Raw genomic sequence first — 16,251 nt, 5'->3', positions numbered from 1 at the left:
GAATGCGTCATGTTGCAAAATATTGACTACAGCGTCGTCACGATAAAGTTTGTTACCTCTACCTTAATGAGCTTGCCTTCAGGCAGCTCCTGATTGATTAAATTCAGCAGCTTCGCGCACAGCTCGTCTTTACCGGCAGAGCCTTTAACTTGATCAGGCTTCATGTCGGACAGCGTTCGAATAATGATAGGTTTGATTTGAATGTCTTTAATTTTATCGAAATCTTCTTTCGTCGATTTCTCATCTAGTTGAAAAGCAAGCCCCAGAACCGCGATGTATTCCGGGTCCGCTAGGTTTGTTTTAATATCCGCAATTTCACTGGTCAATTTCACCCGCTCATCCGCAGTAAGCTTGACTACTTTTACGGCTTCCGCATTGTTGGCCGCTTCGCCGACAGCGTCTTTCGCGTCGTCGCCGCCCATTACGGAGTTGTATAAAATAACGGCTACAATAGCAATTAGTGTGATGGCTAGTAAAATAGTAATCAGCCATGGCAGCATTTTTTTCATGTCGAGGGTCCCTCCGATTGTTCACTCTTAATGGAAGCCGCATAAACGCCTATTGAGCGAAGATACGACTGTATGGAGGCAATGACTTCATCGGCTTTCTCCAAAACCAATATTTTTTTTCCAGTTGTCAATGTAATCAGTGTATCCGGCGTTTCTTCAACTAGCTCAATAAGGAGCGCGTTAATATGTAATGTTTTTCCGTTTAAACGCTTCACAGCAATCATGGGCTTCCTCCTTAAACTAGCAGGGAGGCAGGCTAGCCTCCCCCTCGGTTATTCACCTATCGTTTTAAGCCAACAACCTCTTGCAGAATTTCATCTGAAGTCGTAATGATACGTGAGTTAGCTTGGAAGCCGCGTTGTGCAACGATCATTTCGGTAAATTCTGATGTCAAATCGACATTGGACATTTCGAGCTGACCCGCAATAATAGCACCTGTACCTGCTTCAGCGTCACCAGCTGTAGTCATAACTACTTCGCCGTCAACGTTCGCATTTGGCGTCATCCGGTAAAGGTTGCCGCCGATTTTCTCAAGACCGTTCGGGTTTGTTACTTTCACGACGCCAAGCTGGAAACCTGATGGTTGGCTTTGACCGTCTGCTCCTACCGAAATGATCGAGCCATCTTGAGAGATCGTAAAGGATTTAACCTCAGCTGGATCTAGTACAATCGGTCCACCATTAGAATCCAATACAAACATGCCGTCGCCATTCACGAGCTGACCCGCTGCATCGAGCGTGAAGTTTCCTGCGCGCGTTAGATAAGGAGCTTCAGCACCGTCCGCCGATGGAGAAACTGCGAAGAATCCATCACCATCAATTCGAACGTCTGTAGGAACATTCGTAGTCATTGCACTACCAGGTGTGTGAATCGTGTCAATTGAAGCAATAGCAACACCAAGGCCTACCTGCTTCGCATTGACGCCGCCAGTCGTTCCTTCTTCAGGACGTGTTACACCTGAAACCGTTTGACTTAGAATATCTTTGAACATAACGCGGCCTGCTTTAAAACCTACTGTATTTACGTTCGCGATATTATTGCCGATGACGTCAAGCTTCGTTTGAAAACCACGCATGCCGGAAACGCCAGAGTACATTGATCTTAACATGAATTGTCAACCTCCTAGTGGTGTAAGTACAGTTAATCTGCCTTGCAAGAAGTCTATCGTGCGAGTCGCTTCAGTCGATCCACGACTCTTCGGCTTCCAATAAGAAGGTCCAGCCGATTAAGAAACAATGACTGCACTGTCGATTTGGGTGAATACATTGCCTTGGAGTGAGTTGCCATCCAATGCAGTGATGACAGTACGACTTGGAACATTGACAATCATCGCGATGTCGCGATAAACGACGAGCGAATCCTTCGCACCTTTTGCAGCAGCCTGATCGATTGCGCTCACGATTTTGGATATCGTTTCAGGTTTGAAAGTGATACCGCGCTGCGCCATACGTAGTTCTGCGTGATTGCTGAATTTAAGCACATTGCGGTCCAGCACCTCTTTAAACGATGCCGTACTTGCTGCGGTGCTTTCTTGCTGGTTCGGTTTACGAAGTTGACTATTTCCGGTTAATCGTAAATGTCCGATCTTCAAGATATCATCCATTGGATTCTTCACCGCCTTCATCAGCGATCGATACGATGTCATCCAGTTTAATATCTTTTTCACCGATTCTTGCGTATTGCGCTTTATCTTTGATAATAATGGAATCAACGTTACCAGTTACTGCAAGCATCTCACCTGTATCGGCATATTCATACCACTGAACTTCCTTACCGATCATGCTGGAAGCCATTCCAAGGTTTTGACGGAGCAGCGTTAACTGATCTGACATATTTACCAACTGCTCGACAGATGAGAATTGAGCCATTTGCGCGATGAAATCCTTATCCTGTAAAGGCTGCATGGGATCTTGATTTTTCAACTGGGTTACAAGAATCCGCAGAAATTCATCTTTGCCAAGGGAAGTGTCCGCCTTCTTCTCTGCTGCTGCTTGTACATTGCTAGCGCTGTAATAAGGCCAGACGTTACGGGTAGAAATATTATCACCGGACATTTTTCTCGTCACCTCCGATCTATAGGTTCATCGTTAACATCCATAACCGTGAATGGTTATGCTCTCGTATGAATGCCTCGGCCTAAGCCTAGATCACGGTCAACCGCTTGTTCCATCGTTAATTCTTCCAGATCGGCATCAAAATCAATTTCACCGATCGCTTCATCGCTGGATTGACGTTTGGAAGTCCCTTTGTCTTGTCCGCTTTGACCTTGTCGATCTTGGAACATGTTCGGCAGTACAGACGATTGCGTTACCTCAAGCTTCTCAACTTGTACCCCCTGTGATTGCAGTGCGGAACGAAGCTGTGCCATTTGATTCTCAAGCATATCCTTTGCAGATACAGTATCTGTCATGAATTGCGCAGTCAATGTGCCGTTATGCATCGACAGGTTGACATTTACTTGACCTAGATGTTCAGGAAATAGCGTCAATTGTGCATTGGACATGCCATTGCTTGCCGTTACATTGAACTGACCCACAACCATCTTCTGAATGGTCGAAGCAAATTGCTGGATTGGAACAGGTTGTTGAACCAGTTGCTTCGTTGATGTTAGTGCTTGGCGCTGCAATTCTTGATTACCAGCTAATAGCGCTAAATTGATACTGTTTGGCTCGGATAATGTCTGCATAGAATCAGCTTCGAGCTGCTCATCTACAGGCTTGGCTACTGCTTTCAACAAACCTACATGAAGGAACTGGTGTGCCATGCGCTGAAGATGATTGTTTGTTACAGGCATTGTTTGCAGCGCTGGGATGGAATCGATCTCATTCGATTGATCTGATGGCTGTGCGCCTAAATTGGCTGCCGACTCAAGTTTCTTCCCATTGATCAATTGTTCGATTGCAATCAATTGCTTACTAACCAATACATTTTGGTCTCGATCTGACGCGTTCCCTTTTTGCTTTTGCAAGAGTGAACGCAAATCGGATAATGCATCCAGTAAACCTGATTTCAATACAGAGATTTCTTCCAGATTGACTGACTCCACGCTCGAAGATTCTGAAGTCGTTTGTGCCGCCTGGCTTTGAATGTTGGCCACTAACGTTTGACCATTATTCAATCCTGCAATGATACTAAGCAGTTGGTTGTTACCACCATTTGATTCGCTTTCGCCTTGATTGCTATTGTCCGTTGTTTGATTTCCTGTAAGCGGCAGTATTGGTTGTGCCGCAGGCACACCGGATAGCATACTCAGTAAATTGTCTAACTGGGCCAAAGCGTCGCTTAAACTACTTTCTGATGTCGTTTGAGCCAACTCTTCTGTGTCTGCTTCATCAAGCTTCTTTAGAAGCTCTTCAATAGCAGTTAGTAATTCAGTAGAAGATACATTTTCCCCCAGCAGAGCTGTTAGGGAATTCAATGGCAACTGTGCAACAACGACTCCATCTTTTGAAGTTTGAGCAGGAGTAGAACCCGTTCCATTACCAGCAAGTGTCTGAACTAAAGTCTGGTTAAACTCACTGCCATCCGCCCCTTTAGCAGCAGATGTACATCCTGATACCGAAGTAGGCGCACTGGCACTGGATGAAGCATTTGATACTGACATTTGCATTTTATTTTTCACCTCCTTTATTAAATAACATTATTTGCCAAGCATGAGTTTCGAAACTAATTGTGCTGTAATATCTTTGTTCAATCCCGACATTTCCGCAATAATTTTGGAACGGGATGCATCATCTACAGCGTTTAAAATACGTAATACTTTACTTGGACTCACATCCGCCATCTTAAGAAGTAACTCACCTGCACTTGCTGGATCCATTGTCGAGAAAGTAGTGTTGAGCTGTGCTTTGCTAAGTACGATCTCTGGTTGCGAAACTGCGGAATCTTGTTTCTTGATTCTGGCTTGCAGCGCGGCAATTTGACGATCCTTAGCTGTTTTTACATCTTTCAACTTAACAGTGGCTTCAGCAGCTTTCTTAGGATTCATCTTCTCAAGTACTAGAACACGATCATCCGGTTTCATGGCGTCCAACACGAGCACCGCTTCATCCATTTCCATGCTTTCAAGAATTGGTGCCGCTTTGCTTGGCGTAATCTTGCCATACATGGCAGCAAGCTCATTAATTTGGTTCTGGTACTCGGCATCCTCAAGCGCCTTCTTCGTTCCATCTTGCTTGAGCTGCTCTACTTGAGCTTGTAGATCTTTAAGCTGCTGCGATAATCTTGTTTTCTCATCTACAGCCTTGCTGAGCTCGGTTTCTTTAACAGTCAATTGCGCCCGCAGTTCGCTAATCTTAGCAGTCGTATTTTCCGTTTTGATTTTCCCTTCATCCACAACAGATGCATTCTCATCAGACACAGGCTCCGGCAGCACTTTGTTTAAGAATGGAACAGTATTCCCAATTTCAAGTGCCTTATTTCGCAAGTCGAAATTAAATAAAGTGACCAGTACTCCAAGAAGAATGAGTGTAAACAAGATCGGAGTTACAAAAAACATAAATCGTTCAAACCCGCTGTAGCCTTGCTTTTCCATATCCAAATCCGCCAAAATAAGTCCCTCCCTCGGGTATTGGCTCCCGATTCGCAAAACGTCTCAACTGTTAGTGCACTGCGTACATGAATCGAACAGATGCCATTTCATCTAACTCATTCTGCTCGACAAGCAACATGTCGGCTTGGAAACGCTGGCGCGCATTATCCTTCGATTTCTGCCAAACCTTCTCGTCTTTCATTCGCTCAGACAATTCATTACGTTTCACTTCGACGGCAGCTTCAGCTCTCTTGATATCCATCATTTTCTGTTTAATACAAATATCCAGATAATTAATGTACTCTTGGATCACCATCAGCTCTGAAAGCGTCACAGCTTGATTCGATGAAAGCTGTAAACGGTCACTCCATTCGGCTCGATCCTGATGAAGCTTCAGGAGTGATTGCTCCTCATTCTGAAGTTCACCGACGACGACGGATAGTTGCCATTCTGCTTGCGATTTTTCGCTTGTTTTTAAGTCGACGATTTTTTGATAGGCGTAGCGAAATCGTGCCATCTAGCTAGTTCATCTCCCGTTTGAGGTATAAAAATCGCGAATGAGCCTCTCTTTTGATTCCTCGTAGCCAACCTTTTCGTTCGTTTTCTGACGAGTAAAGGACCAGATATTTTCGATAGAATCGATTGCTTGATCAATTTTTTCATTTGAACCGCGTTGGTACGCCCCAATATTGATAAGGTCTTCCGAATCTTTATAAATGGAGAGCAAACGTTTCAGTTCATTCGCTGCCTCTTGCTGCTCTTCGGGTACAATTTCCTTCATGACCCGGCTAATCGATTGAAGCACGTCAATTGCTGGAAAATGTCCTTTATGGGCTAAAGCACGACTGAGCACGATATGTCCGTCCAAAATACCGCGAACAGCGTCTGCAATAGGCTCATTCATATCGTCACCATCAACCAGAACCGTGTAAAATGCAGTAATTGAGCCTCTTTCACCCGTTCCAGCACGTTCCAGCAGCTTAGGCAGGTTTGCAAACACAGAAGGCGTGTAGCCTCTAGTTGCAGGAGGTTCGCCGATGGCTAGGCCTACTTCGCGAAGAGCCATTGCATAACGTGTTACAGAATCCATCATAAGCATTACATTCAGTCCTCGATCACGGAAATATTCCGCAATGGTCGTGGCGATAAGCGCGCCTTTAATACGAATTAAAGCCGGTTGATCAGAGGTTGCAACAATTACGACAGAGCGAGCCAGTCCTTCGGGACCAAGATCCTTCTCCATAAACTCAAGAACCTCACGACCGCGCTCACCGATCAGTGCAATCACGTTGACGTCAGCGGAAGTGTTTCTTGCAACCATCCCGAGAAGTGTACTCTTCCCTACACCGGAGCCTGCAAATATCCCAACGCGCTGACCTTGCCCAACTGTTAACAATCCATCGATCGCTCGAACACCAATGCTGAGAGGATCCTTTACTCTCGGTCTTGAAAGAGGGTTGCTCGGCAGATTATGTGTAGAGTGATGCGGCATTCGACTCGAGATGTAAGAACCGTCTAACGGCTGTCCGAGACCGTCTAGTACTTTACCTAGCAGATCAGAACCAACCTGTACAGTTAAAGGCTTACCAGTACCAACGACGTCGCAGCCAGGGCCAATCGATTGAAGCTCGCCAAGCGGCATTAGAATTACTTTGTTATTGCGGAACCCGACTACCTCCGCTTTAAGCGGTTTAGTAGATTTGGCCGGATAAATTAAGCAAACATCGCCGATACTGGCGTCAGGTCCTTCGGATTCAACGGTCAAACCGATAACCTGTGTGACTTTACCATTGACGCGAACGGGATCGATTGGACGTAAATGTTCAATGTAGCGATCTACATCCAACCTATTAGTAGTCATCAGCTGCTCCTTGTTCATCCGCTTGGTGTGCTAATTGGATGAGTTCACGTTTTATTTCAGTCAACTGTGTATCAATTCGTGCATCGATGCTGCCAAAGGAGGAGCGGATAACACAACCGAATTCCTTGACCGAAACATCTGGCACAATTTGTAATTCGGCTTGAGAATCGATGACGAGTGATAATTCTTCACGTGCCGCTTGTACGAACGTTAGCTGCAAAGGGGAAACGCACAATGTGATTACACCCTGCTCTCTGCGCCGTTCTAGCGACTTACGAATAATATCAAGTGACCAATTCGGATCAATCGTCAATTGCTTCTGAATGATCTTCTCTGCAATTGCCGTGCTGAGCGCAACGACGAACGGTTCCGCTTCTTGAATGATTTGTTCCTTTGTTTCATAGGCAGAATCGAGAATCGATCTGGCTTCAGTCAGCATCACTTCCCATTGCGCTTGCACATCGGCTTCGGCTTGTGCCTTGCCTTCTTGGTAGCCCTGCTGGAAACCTTCATGATGGATTTGTTCCATCAGTTGCTCGTCCTGCAGACGACGTTCTAACCACCATTGGTCAATTTGGGCGTTAGCCTCTGCGTGCATCGACTCAATCTGCTCGCCTGTCTCTTGAATGCGCTGCATAGCGAATTGTTCAGCATCGTCAAGAATTTGATCTCGCATGGTAAGTGTTTCCTCACTTGGCCCTGCAGGCTCGCTTTGATGTTCGTCAAAAGCAGGCGTTTGAATATACTTGTTATACCATTCAAGCCGCTTTAAATCTTCTACGGAAATGACATGCGAAGATTTGTACAACTTAGACAATGATATCATCCCCTCCACCACGGGCGATGATGATTTCACCGGACTCTTCGAGTCTACGGATTGTTGCTACGATACGCGTTTGAGCTTCCTCAACGTCACGCAGCCGGACAGGTCCCATGTATTCCATTTCATCTTTGAACGTTTCTGCCATTCGCTTGGACATGTTGCGGAAGATTGCTTCCCGAACTTCTTCGCTCGCAACTTTAAGCGCAAGCTGCAGATCGGCATTCTCGATATCGCGGATAATGCGTTGGATCGAGCGGTTGTCGATATTGACGATATCTTCAAAAACGAACATTCTTTTCTTGATTTCTTCTGCAAGCTCCGGATCTTGAATTTCAAGTGCATCCAGGATGGTACGCTCTGTACCGCGATCGACACCATTTAATATTTGAACAATTGATTCAATACCGCCAGCACTTGTGTAATCTTGAGTAACGGTAGCTGAAAGCTTCTGTTCGAGAATACGTTCCACTTGCGAAATAACTTCCGGTGAAGTGCTGTCCATAAGCGCTACTCGACGAGCAACCTCAGCTTGCTTCTCTTGCGGTAACGAAGAAAGAATCTGAGAAGCTTGCTCTGCTTGCAAGTAAGAAAGTACCAATGCGATCGTTTGCGAATTCTCGTTCTGAATGAAGTTGAGAATTTGGCTCGCTTCCGCCTTGCGGGCAAAATCGAATGGACGAACTTGCAATGTAGCAGTTAAGCGATTGATGACCTCCATTGCCTTGCTTTCGCCAAGCGCCTTCTCCAGAATTTCACGAGCATAGGTAATACCGCCTTGTGAAATATATTCTTGTGCAACACAGATTTGATGAAAATCATTTAATATCGTTTCTTTGTCCAGCGTATCGACTTTACGAACATTTGCAATTTCAAGTGTCAGCTGTTCAATTTCTTCTTCTCTCAAATGTTTGAAGATTTGAGCGGAAACTTCAGGTCCAAGCGAAATTAACAATATTGCCGCTTTCTGACGACCACTGAATCCATGCATCCTTGCCACCCTGGCCACCTCTATTCATCAACAAGCCAAGTCCGGAGCAAATTAACAAATTCCTCTGGCTTGCGCTTGGCAAGTGTTTCAAGCTGCTTGCGTACTTGACTTTCGTTTTGGACGGTTTCCAAATCGATTGTAGGATATTCGACTTTCGCCTGATTTGCTGCAAGTTCTTCTGCTTGAGCCGCTTGCTTGCGACGTCTTACGACGACATAACCAAGTCCGCCAATTATAGCAAGAGCAGCTAGTCCAATAGCGGTTAACCAACCTGTCGATAAGATAGCGGAAGTAGAAGCACTGCCATTGTCGACAAAAGTTTGCGCCATGATTGAAACCTTTTTGGCCATTAACGCGTCATCATTAACATCTTGACCTGATTCTACTAGTTGTGAACGAATAAGAGATATTAAGAAATTATTAATATCATTTTTCGATTCGTCATTAAGTTTGCTCTTCTCTACGCCGATACTAATAGATAAGTCCTTAATGGCATATGGTCCTGATTCGATTTGATTATGAATCTTATCAAATTCATAGTTCGTTGTACGACTATTCTCTTCAGAAGTGCCGCCAGCGCCTTGATCTGCTGTATATCCAGGAACATCTGTTTCGCCGGTTCCGGCTACTCCGCCTGCCCCGCCAGCTCCTGTAGCGGTTTTGTTACTCTGAGATTCACTTACAATAATCCCGTTGCCATTATTGTTTTCCAATGGTCTCACGAGATTCTGATCTGAAACCTTCTTCTCAAAATTGAGTGAGCTGGAAACATTAACAACCAGATCTTCCATGCCAACCATCGGTGCTAGGAACGTTTGGATCTCTCGCTTTAGATCATTCTCAAATTTGCGTTGCAGCTGGTAATGCGTCTCAATTAAATCTCCGCCTGAAGCTGCGCCGCCGATCTCATCTGATGCAAGAAGCTCACCTTCGGGACTTGAGATCGTAATGTTCTCAAGCTTGATATTAGGTATAGAGCTTTTCACTAAGTTATAGTAGCCGTCGACTTCTTTCTGACTCGGGCGATAGCCCGGACGGAAAGCCATTGTAATCGCAGCAGAAGACTGTTCCTTTTCTTCGTCCGTCATGAAGGGAGATTCATTCGGTATCGTAACGAGAACATTCGACTTCTGAACGCCTTGCATACCGTTAAGCAACTGCTGAATTTCTCCATTCAAAGCGTTTCTTAATTTCACATCGAATTCACGATCCGTTGAACCGAACATGGAATTCGTATCATTGAAAATGTCGAGTCCGATTGAACCGTTACGAACAATCCCCTGCGACCCCGCTTCGATTTTAACCTTCGCGGCATCCGCCGTCGGAACCAGTATGCTTTGCCCGCCGTTTTCAAGCTTGTAAGGAATTGTGTTCGTATCCAAGTATTCCATGACTGCCGCGGCGTCCGTACTATCCAAATCGCGAAACGCAACCTCATAACTCACTCTTGAAAAAATCATGGTTAGTAATACGATTGTTAGAATAAGTATGCCGACCGAGGCTCCCAGCCAAATCTTCTGTCTCTTCTCCATTGCGTTCCAATATTGAGCAACCTTAGCTCGATACTGGGCAAATTTCTCGTTCACGATTTCACCTCACTGTTATGCTCTAATGCCAGTTGTGCTGCTATTAGATTTGCATCCGCATGATCTCTTGGTATGCTTCTATCACTTTGTTGCGGACTTGTGAGGTGAGCTGCAAGCCAAGTTCTGCCTGCTGCGAAGCGACCATAACTTGCGATATATCCACATTGCCTAGTAAGTATTGATCAGACATAGTATGTACGTTCTTTTCTTGCGCACCGACACCATCCAGTGCGTTCTTCAGGAAATCGCTAAACGATTTCGTCATGTCCGAAGCCGAAGCTGAAGCCGGAGCAGCAGCATTCTTCTCTATACCGGAATCAAAAAGTTTAACATTTTGCGATTGAAGCATATTCAATGACAATGGGTTAATCAATGGAATCCCTCCGCTTTATCTCTGTCTATTTACCGATTTCAAGCGCTTTGATAAACATACCTTTTGTTGCATTCAATGCGGTTACGTTGGCTTCGTATGACCTAGAAGCAGAGATCATATCGACCATCTCTTTCAGTACGTCGACGTTCGGCATTTTTACATACCCATTCTCGTCTGCATCAGGATGGCTTGGGTTATATACCAGCTTCGATGGCGTCTGATCTTCTATAATACGTGATGCCTTAACGCCAGGAGAAGAATCCTTACCGTTCAGCTGTCCGTTTAGCACATCCGCGAACGATTTAGAAGTCGGTTCCAGCACGACCAGTTTGCGTTTGTAAGGTTCGTAACGGCCATTCACAAAATTCGCTCTCGTCGTTTCTGCGTTCGCAATATTCGAGGAAATGACGTCCATCCGGAGCCGCTGAGCAGTTAATGCTGATGCACTGGCATCAAATCCGTTAGTTAACCTCATACTCAAACTCTCCCTTCAATGCCTAATCGCATCATCTTCACTTCGTGATTGATCTGTTGAACGTAATAATTGTAGTTCAATTGATTTTTAGCAAGAAGCGACATTTCTCGATCAATGTCGACATTGTTTATGTCGTTGTTCATCACGCTTGTTTCGTCCGTAATCACTCGTGCTCCTGGAACAGATGATGAAGCACCAATAGCAATGTGACGAGCATTCGTTCTTTTACCAGAAATCTGGATGTTATTACCGCCCATGCTTTGCTCCAGCAATTGTTCGAAAACAACCTCGGAGCGCTTGAATTTCGGCGTATCTACATTCGCTATATTGTTGGAGATGATGCGTTGGCGCATTTCTGCAGCATTCATAGCACCCTGTAATCGACTGAATTCCGGGCCATTCAACAGGTTCACTGAAAAACCCCACTTTCCATCTTGTGTAATATATTTAATTCAACAGATTCTCTCTCATTCCTCCTTCTTTCGACAAAGAATTATTAAAAATATGAGAGAGTTGTGTCGAAGTTTTCCGTCAAGTTAATCTTCCTCACTTTCCTAATTTATTACAATAAGAAAAAAGCCCTATCTTTGTCGAAGATAGGACCTCAAATTGGGATTATTGTACTGGTTTGCGAATGAATTTGTAATGTAATTGTCTAATATTTTAATTTTTGTTCTTTTTTAGCTCTTGGAGCAGCTGGGTATTTAGTATTCGAATGTAAGTACCTTTCATTCCCAGCGAGCGAGTTTCAATCACTCCGGCACTCTCTAATTTCCGTAGTGCGTTGACGATAACGGACCTTGTGATTCCAACCCGATCTGCTATTTTGGATGCAACAAGAAGCCCTTCTTTTCCATCCAACTCTTCGAAAATATGCTCAACGGCCTCAAGTTCACTGAACGAGAGAGAACCAACAGCCACTGCCACAACTGTGCGGCTTCTAGCTTCGTGTTCAATCTCTTCTGCGCGTTCACGCAAAATCTCCATGCCCACAATTGTACTTCCATACTCTGCCAAAATTAACTCATCATCACCGAAAGGCTCCGCATTACGCAGCAAAATCAGCGTTCCGATACGTTCGCGGCCGCCGACAATCGGAACCACCGTCATCTTACGCTGACCCGCCATCATTGGGAACGACTCACTAATCCCTTCATCCGGAACGACATTATTGACAGTTTCTTGCATATTCATGAATCGTTCATTGCTTTCAATTGAAAATCGCAAATCTGCGACTGGTAGTGCACGCAGCTGTTCATGTTGGAATGGTCCCACTGCCGCGCAGCCCAGTACTTTACCTTTGCGGCTTACGACGAACACGTCGGATTGAATCGTTGTGCAGAGCACCTCTGCCATTTCACGGAAATTGAGCGCTCCGCCTGCCGCGCGCTGCAGCAGACGGTTAAGCGTTCTTGTTTTTGCTAATAAAATCATTAACTTATGCCCCCTACTTTCCTTACCGGTCCTTTACAGTATATATTGACTTAAATCGCGATTTTTCGCAATGCTGCCTAATTTCTCACGGACATACTCCGGTGTAATAACCAGTTCCTCGAGAGAGAGCTCAGGCGCTTCAAAGGATAAATCTTCAAGCAGCTTCTCCAAGATCGTATGGAGTCGGCGCGCGCCAATATTTTCTGTGTTTTGATTTACTTCAGCCGCAATGTTTGCAAGCTCGCGGATCGCTTCCTCAGAGAAAGTAATCGTGATGCCTTCCGTTTCCAAGAGTGCGGTATATTGTTTAGTCAGTGCATTTTTGGGCTCGGTTAAAATCTTAACAAAATCTTCCAAGGTCAAGTTCGTCAATTCCACCCGAATCGGGAAGCGACCCTGAAGCTCCGGAATCAAATCGGATGGTTTGGCCATGTGAAAAGCACCGGCAGCAATAAACAGCACATAGTCTGTCTTCACTGGACCATACTTTGTCATCACAGTAGAGCCTTCAACGATTGGCAATATATCACGCTGCACGCCTTCCCGGGAAACATCAGGACCTGAGCCTCGCGAGGAGCTTGCAATTTTGTCAATTTCGTCTATGAAAATAATGCCGGACTGCTCGGCCCTGCTGACCGATTCGGTTATAACATCATCCATATCGATTAGCTTGTTGGCTTCTTCCTGCATAAGTGCCTTCCGAGCTTCCTTAACAGGCAGTTTCCGTTTCTTCGATTTCTTCGGCATCAACTGCCCGAACAGTTCTTGCATGTTGGCACCCATTCCCATACCTTCATTGCCTTGCCCGGCAAGCATATCCAGCATGTTCGGTGAGTTATCCTCTACTTCTATTTCAATCATTTCATTCTCAAGCTTACCGGCAGCGAGTTGTTCCTTTACTTGCTTGCGTCGCTCGATAACCGATGCCGACTCTTCAGGCTCGACATCGGGCTCTTTCGTACCTTGTGTGCTGCCAAAGAGCATTTCCAGCGGATTCTTTTGGCTTTTGGGTTTAGCGGCGGACGGCACCAGCAACGTGACAATACGCTCGTTCGCCTGCTTCTCCGCTTTATCTTTAACCTTCTCGGTTCTTTCTTGCTTAACCATCCGAATCGATGTTTCTACGAGGTCGCGTACCATGGATTCTACATCACGGCCCACATAGCCGACCTCTGTAAATTTCGTCGCTTCCACTTTAACGAAAGGTGCATTTACAAGTTTCGCTAAGCGTCTTGCAATTTCCGTTTTACCAACACCTGTAGGACCTATCATTAGAATGTTCTTCGGTACAATTTCGTCCCTAATAGCTTCATCAAGACGACTTCTCCGGTAACGGTTGCGAAGAGCTACTGCTACTGAACGCTTGGCCGGCTTCTGACCAACAATATATTTATCAAGCTCCGTCACAATTTGCTTCGGTGTCATAGCTTCATTTGACATTTCCGATCCCTCCAAATGAGTCCGTTTTTGAAAGCTTATATTAACCTATTTCTTCCACGATAATATTCCGGTTCGTGAATACACAAATATCAGCAGCGATCTCAAGTGCTGATTTAACCATATCCTTTGCCTCAAGCTGAGGTGCATGCTGATAGAGAGCTCGTGCTGCTGCAAGCGCAAAGCTGCCGCCTGAGCCAATCGCCAAAATGCCATCATCCGGCTCAATAATCTCCCCGCCACCGGAAATGAGCAGTAAACCGGTCGCATCCATAACGATCATCATGGCTTCCAGTTTACGAAGCACGCGATCAGAGCGCCAGTCTTTCGCAAGTTCAACAGCAGCACGCTGTAAATTGCCGTGATGTTCCTCTAATTTACCTTCAAACTTCTCGAAGAGCGCAATCGCGTCGGCTACCGAACCGGCAAATCCAGCAATTACTTGCCCACGATACAAGCGACGAACTTTCTTCGCATGGTGCTTCATGACCATACTATTGCCAAAGGTAACTTGTCCGTCGCCTGCAATTGCACCTTTCCCATTATGCCGAACCGCACAGATCGTTGTCGCATGAAATTGCATTTCCATTATCAATAACCTCCTAAAAGTCTCGCATACGCGAAACTGCTTCGTAAGGATAGGCATAAGTTTCGCGAAGAAAATATTCTTTCAGATAACGATAATTAAACTACTTCGTTCGAATAGCTTGAGTTTTGCAAAAACTTCCAAGGTAAGTTAGCTGTTTCCGCCAACGACGGTAAAACAAATTGGAAAACATATTCATGCAAAAAAGGAAGCAGCGGCCGAGGAATCATTCGAAGCCGCTGCTCTTTTGCCTGTTCTGGTTGTATCGTTACTCCGTGACCGGTTCTGCCACAACGGGCGCTGGCTCTGCCGGATAGCCCAGCTGTTCTTCTTTAAAGCGAGCAAGCTGGTCTAACGCGCGATTAGCAATCGCATCGTTCTTATCCTTCTTGCTGCGCATACGCTGCTCAAGCGGCGGGAATAAACCAAAATTCGCATTCATCGGCTGGAAATGCTTGAAGTCAGCCGTAGTAATGTACTGCGCCATACTGCCAAGCGTAGTATCTGCTGGGAAGACTAGCGGTTCTAAGCCGCGAGCCAATCTACCTGCATTCAACCCCGCAATCAGACCTGAAGCAGCGGATTCAACATACCCTTCAACACCGGTCATTTGTCCGGCAAAGAACAAATTGTCGCGACTGATCGCTTGATAGGTCGAACGAAGCAGTTTCGGTGAATTGATGAACGTATTGCGATGCATGACGCCGAAACGTACAAACTCCGCATTTTCCAGACCCGGAATAAGGGATAGTACCCGCTTCTGCTCACCCCATTTGAGATGAGTCTGGAATCCAACCAAGTTGTACAGAGTGCCTGCAGCATTATCTTGACGAAGCTGAACAACTGCGTGAGGCAGCTTGCCAGTGTGCGGGTTCATCAGACCAACAGGCTTCATTGGACCGAAGAGCACCGTTTGTTTGCCACGGCTAGCCATAACCTCAATCGGCATACAGCCTTCGAAATATTGCTCTTTCTCAAATTCCTTCACTTCGGCTGTCTCAGCCGTTGTAAGAGCTTCGTGGAAACGCTCAAACTCTTCTTCCGTCATTGGACAGTTGAGATAAGCAGCCTCACCTTTATCATATCGTGAAGCAAGATAGACCTTCGACATATCGATGGAATCTTTCTCCACGATTGGAGCAGCCGCGTCATAGAAATAGAAATATTCTTGACCTAACAGCTCTTGAATTTGGGCCGATAAGCGCGGCGCCGTCAGAGGTCCTGTCGCTATTAAGACAATACCTTCAGTCGGGATTTCCGTCATTTCCTCTGTTCGCACATCAATAAGAGGATGCTCTTTCAAAATTCTCGTCACATCGCCGGAGAATCCGTCACGATCAACGGCAAGCGCTCCGCCTGCAGGGACCGCATTACGATCCGCGCAATCAAGGATCAGGGAGTTCATTCTGCGCATCTCTTCTTTAAGTACACCGACTGCATTTGCCAGCCCATTAGCACGTAAGCTATTGCTGCATACCAGTTCGGCAAAGTTATTCGTATGGTGAGCCGGCGTTTTCGTCGCCGGTCTCATCTCGTAAAGCGTAACAGGCACTCCTTGCGAAGCGATTTGCCAAGCAGCCTCGCTGCCTGCCAGCCCTGCGCCGATGACTGTCACACGTTGTAATTCTGACAATGAACTTACCATCCT

General features: G+C 45.7%; 19 protein-coding genes. All 19 read right to left on the bottom strand.

The window, feature by feature from the left end; genetic code table 11:
- Positions 1-26: 26 nt before the first annotated feature.
- The gene (locus tag AC506A_RS02730) at positions 27-509 is read right to left on the bottom strand and encodes a flagellar basal body-associated FliL family protein (protein ID WP_495459447.1); all 483 of its coding nucleotides are present in this window, start codon (positions 507-509) and stop codon (positions 27-29) included.
- Positions 506-733, bottom strand: coding sequence for a flagellar FlbD family protein (locus AC506A_RS02725; RefSeq protein WP_495459446.1), 228 nt, complete (start codon positions 731-733; stop codon positions 506-508). The genes AC506A_RS02730 and AC506A_RS02725 overlap by 4 nt, the downstream gene beginning before the upstream one ends.
- A gap of 56 nt (positions 734-789) precedes the next feature.
- Positions 790-1,617, bottom strand: coding sequence for a flagellar basal body rod protein FlgG (gene flgG / locus AC506A_RS02720; RefSeq protein ID WP_495459445.1), 828 nt, complete (start codon positions 1,615-1,617; stop codon positions 790-792).
- Between the two features lie 117 nt (positions 1,618-1,734).
- Positions 1,735-2,112 (bottom strand): TIGR02530 family flagellar biosynthesis protein, encoded by a 378-nt coding sequence (locus AC506A_RS02715; protein WP_495459444.1) that lies wholly within the window; start codon positions 2,110-2,112, stop codon positions 1,735-1,737.
- Positions 2,105-2,563 (bottom strand): flagellar hook capping FlgD N-terminal domain-containing protein, encoded by a 459-nt coding sequence (locus AC506A_RS02710; protein ID WP_495459443.1) that lies wholly within the window; start codon positions 2,561-2,563, stop codon positions 2,105-2,107. The genes AC506A_RS02715 and AC506A_RS02710 overlap by 8 nt, the downstream gene beginning before the upstream one ends.
- 56 nt (positions 2,564-2,619) lie before the next feature.
- Complete coding sequence (locus AC506A_RS02705) at positions 2,620-4,119, bottom strand: flagellar hook-length control protein FliK (RefSeq protein ID WP_495459442.1); 1,500 nt, start codon at positions 4,117-4,119, stop codon at positions 2,620-2,622.
- Positions 4,120-4,149: 30 nt separating this feature from the next.
- Positions 4,150-5,058 carry a MotE family protein gene (locus tag AC506A_RS02700; protein ID WP_495459441.1) on the bottom strand — a complete coding sequence of 303 codons (909 nt, stop codon included), beginning with the start codon at positions 5,056-5,058 and terminating at the stop codon, positions 4,150-4,152.
- A 52-nt stretch (positions 5,059-5,110) separates the two neighbouring features.
- Positions 5,111-5,557: a flagellar export protein FliJ gene (gene fliJ, locus AC506A_RS02695; protein WP_495459440.1), complete on the bottom strand. Its 447-nt coding sequence runs from the start codon at positions 5,555-5,557 to the stop codon at positions 5,111-5,113.
- A gap of 9 nt (positions 5,558-5,566) precedes the next feature.
- Positions 5,567-6,901 (bottom strand): flagellar protein export ATPase FliI, encoded by a 1,335-nt coding sequence (gene fliI, locus AC506A_RS02690; protein ID WP_495459439.1) that lies wholly within the window; start codon positions 6,899-6,901, stop codon positions 5,567-5,569.
- Positions 6,891-7,718, bottom strand: a complete 828-nt coding sequence (locus AC506A_RS02685) for a FliH/SctL family protein (protein WP_495459438.1) — start codon at positions 7,716-7,718, stop codon at positions 6,891-6,893. The genes fliI and AC506A_RS02685 overlap by 11 nt, the downstream gene beginning before the upstream one ends.
- Positions 7,711-8,712 carry a flagellar motor switch protein FliG gene (gene fliG / locus AC506A_RS02680; RefSeq protein WP_495460956.1) on the bottom strand — a complete coding sequence of 334 codons (1,002 nt, stop codon included), beginning with the start codon at positions 8,710-8,712 and terminating at the stop codon, positions 7,711-7,713. Before fliG ends, AC506A_RS02685 begins: the two co-directional genes overlap by 8 nt.
- Positions 8,713-8,732: 20 nt before the next feature.
- Positions 8,733-10,298 (bottom strand): flagellar basal-body MS-ring/collar protein FliF, encoded by a 1,566-nt coding sequence (gene fliF / locus AC506A_RS02675; protein ID WP_495459437.1) that lies wholly within the window; start codon positions 10,296-10,298, stop codon positions 8,733-8,735.
- Positions 10,299-10,341: 43 nt separating this feature from the next.
- Entirely contained in the window at positions 10,342-10,647 is a 306-nt protein-coding gene (fliE, locus tag AC506A_RS02670) for a flagellar hook-basal body complex protein FliE (RefSeq protein ID WP_495460955.1), read from the bottom strand.
- A 49-nt stretch (positions 10,648-10,696) separates the two neighbouring features.
- Positions 10,697-11,146 (bottom strand): flagellar basal body rod protein FlgC, encoded by a 450-nt coding sequence (gene flgC / locus AC506A_RS02665; protein WP_495459436.1) that lies wholly within the window; start codon positions 11,144-11,146, stop codon positions 10,697-10,699.
- 2 nt (positions 11,147-11,148) lie between these two features.
- Positions 11,149-11,559: a flagellar basal body rod protein FlgB gene (gene flgB / locus AC506A_RS02660; protein ID WP_495459435.1), complete on the bottom strand. Its 411-nt coding sequence runs from the start codon at positions 11,557-11,559 to the stop codon at positions 11,149-11,151.
- Between the two features lie 250 nt (positions 11,560-11,809).
- Complete coding sequence (gene codY, locus AC506A_RS02655; protein WP_495459434.1) at positions 11,810-12,580, bottom strand: GTP-sensing pleiotropic transcriptional regulator CodY; 771 nt, start codon at positions 12,578-12,580, stop codon at positions 11,810-11,812.
- 33 nt (positions 12,581-12,613) lie between these two features.
- Positions 12,614-14,020 (bottom strand): ATP-dependent protease ATPase subunit HslU, encoded by a 1,407-nt coding sequence (hslU, locus tag AC506A_RS02650; protein WP_495459433.1) that lies wholly within the window; start codon positions 14,018-14,020, stop codon positions 12,614-12,616.
- A 40-nt stretch (positions 14,021-14,060) separates the two neighbouring features.
- Positions 14,061-14,606, bottom strand: a complete 546-nt coding sequence (gene hslV, locus AC506A_RS02645) for an ATP-dependent protease subunit HslV (RefSeq protein ID WP_090976555.1) — start codon at positions 14,604-14,606, stop codon at positions 14,061-14,063.
- A 265-nt stretch (positions 14,607-14,871) separates the two neighbouring features.
- A complete protein-coding gene (gene trmFO, locus AC506A_RS02640; RefSeq protein WP_495459432.1) occupies positions 14,872-16,236 on the bottom strand; it encodes an FADH(2)-oxidizing methylenetetrahydrofolate--tRNA-(uracil(54)-C(5))-methyltransferase TrmFO in 1,365 nt (454 codons plus the stop codon).
- Between the last annotated feature and the right edge of the window lie 15 nt (positions 16,237-16,251).

The sequence above is a fragment of the Paenibacillus sp. N22P23 genome, assembly GCF_059383735.1.
Note: the sequence above shows the minus strand (reverse complement) of the source record. Positions and strands in the feature narration are given on the sequence as shown.

What these genes read in the sequence shown, in the direction of transcription:
- AC506A_RS02730 (WP_495459447.1), bottom strand. Translation starts at nt 509, where the DNA reads ATGAAAAAAATGCTGCCATGGCTGATTACTATTTTACTAGCCATCACA.
- AC506A_RS02725 (WP_495459446.1), bottom strand. Translation starts at nt 733, where the DNA reads ATGATTGCTGTGAAGCGTTTAAACGGAAAAACATTACATATTAACGCG.
- flgG (WP_495459445.1), bottom strand. Translation starts at nt 1,617, where the DNA reads ATGTTAAGATCAATGTACTCTGGCGTTTCCGGCATGCGTGGTTTTCAA.
- AC506A_RS02715 (WP_495459444.1), bottom strand. Translation starts at nt 2,112, where the DNA reads ATGGATGATATCTTGAAGATCGGACATTTACGATTAACCGGAAATAGT.
- AC506A_RS02710 (WP_495459443.1), bottom strand. Translation starts at nt 2,563, where the DNA reads ATGTCCGGTGATAATATTTCTACCCGTAACGTCTGGCCTTATTACAGC.
- AC506A_RS02705 (WP_495459442.1), bottom strand. Translation starts at nt 4,119, where the DNA reads ATGCAAATGTCAGTATCAAATGCTTCATCCAGTGCCAGTGCGCCTACT.
- fliJ (WP_495459440.1), bottom strand. Translation starts at nt 5,557, where the DNA reads ATGGCACGATTTCGCTACGCCTATCAAAAAATCGTCGACTTAAAAACA.
- fliI (WP_495459439.1), bottom strand. Translation starts at nt 6,901, where the DNA reads ATGACTACTAATAGGTTGGATGTAGATCGCTACATTGAACATTTACGT.
- fliG (WP_495460956.1), bottom strand. Translation starts at nt 8,712, where the DNA reads ATGCATGGATTCAGTGGTCGTCAGAAAGCGGCAATATTGTTAATTTCG.
- fliE (WP_495460955.1), bottom strand. Translation starts at nt 10,647, where the DNA reads ATGCTTCAATCGCAAAATGTTAAACTTTTTGATTCCGGTATAGAGAAG.
- flgC (WP_495459436.1), bottom strand. Translation starts at nt 11,146, where the DNA reads ATGAGGTTAACTAACGGATTTGATGCCAGTGCATCAGCATTAACTGCT.
- codY (WP_495459434.1), bottom strand. Translation starts at nt 12,580, where the DNA reads ATGATTTTATTAGCAAAAACAAGAACGCTTAACCGTCTGCTGCAGCGC.
- hslU (WP_495459433.1), bottom strand. Translation starts at nt 14,020, where the DNA reads ATGTCAAATGAAGCTATGACACCGAAGCAAATTGTGACGGAGCTTGAT.
- hslV (WP_090976555.1), bottom strand. Translation starts at nt 14,606, where the DNA reads ATGGAAATGCAATTTCATGCGACAACGATCTGTGCGGTTCGGCATAAT.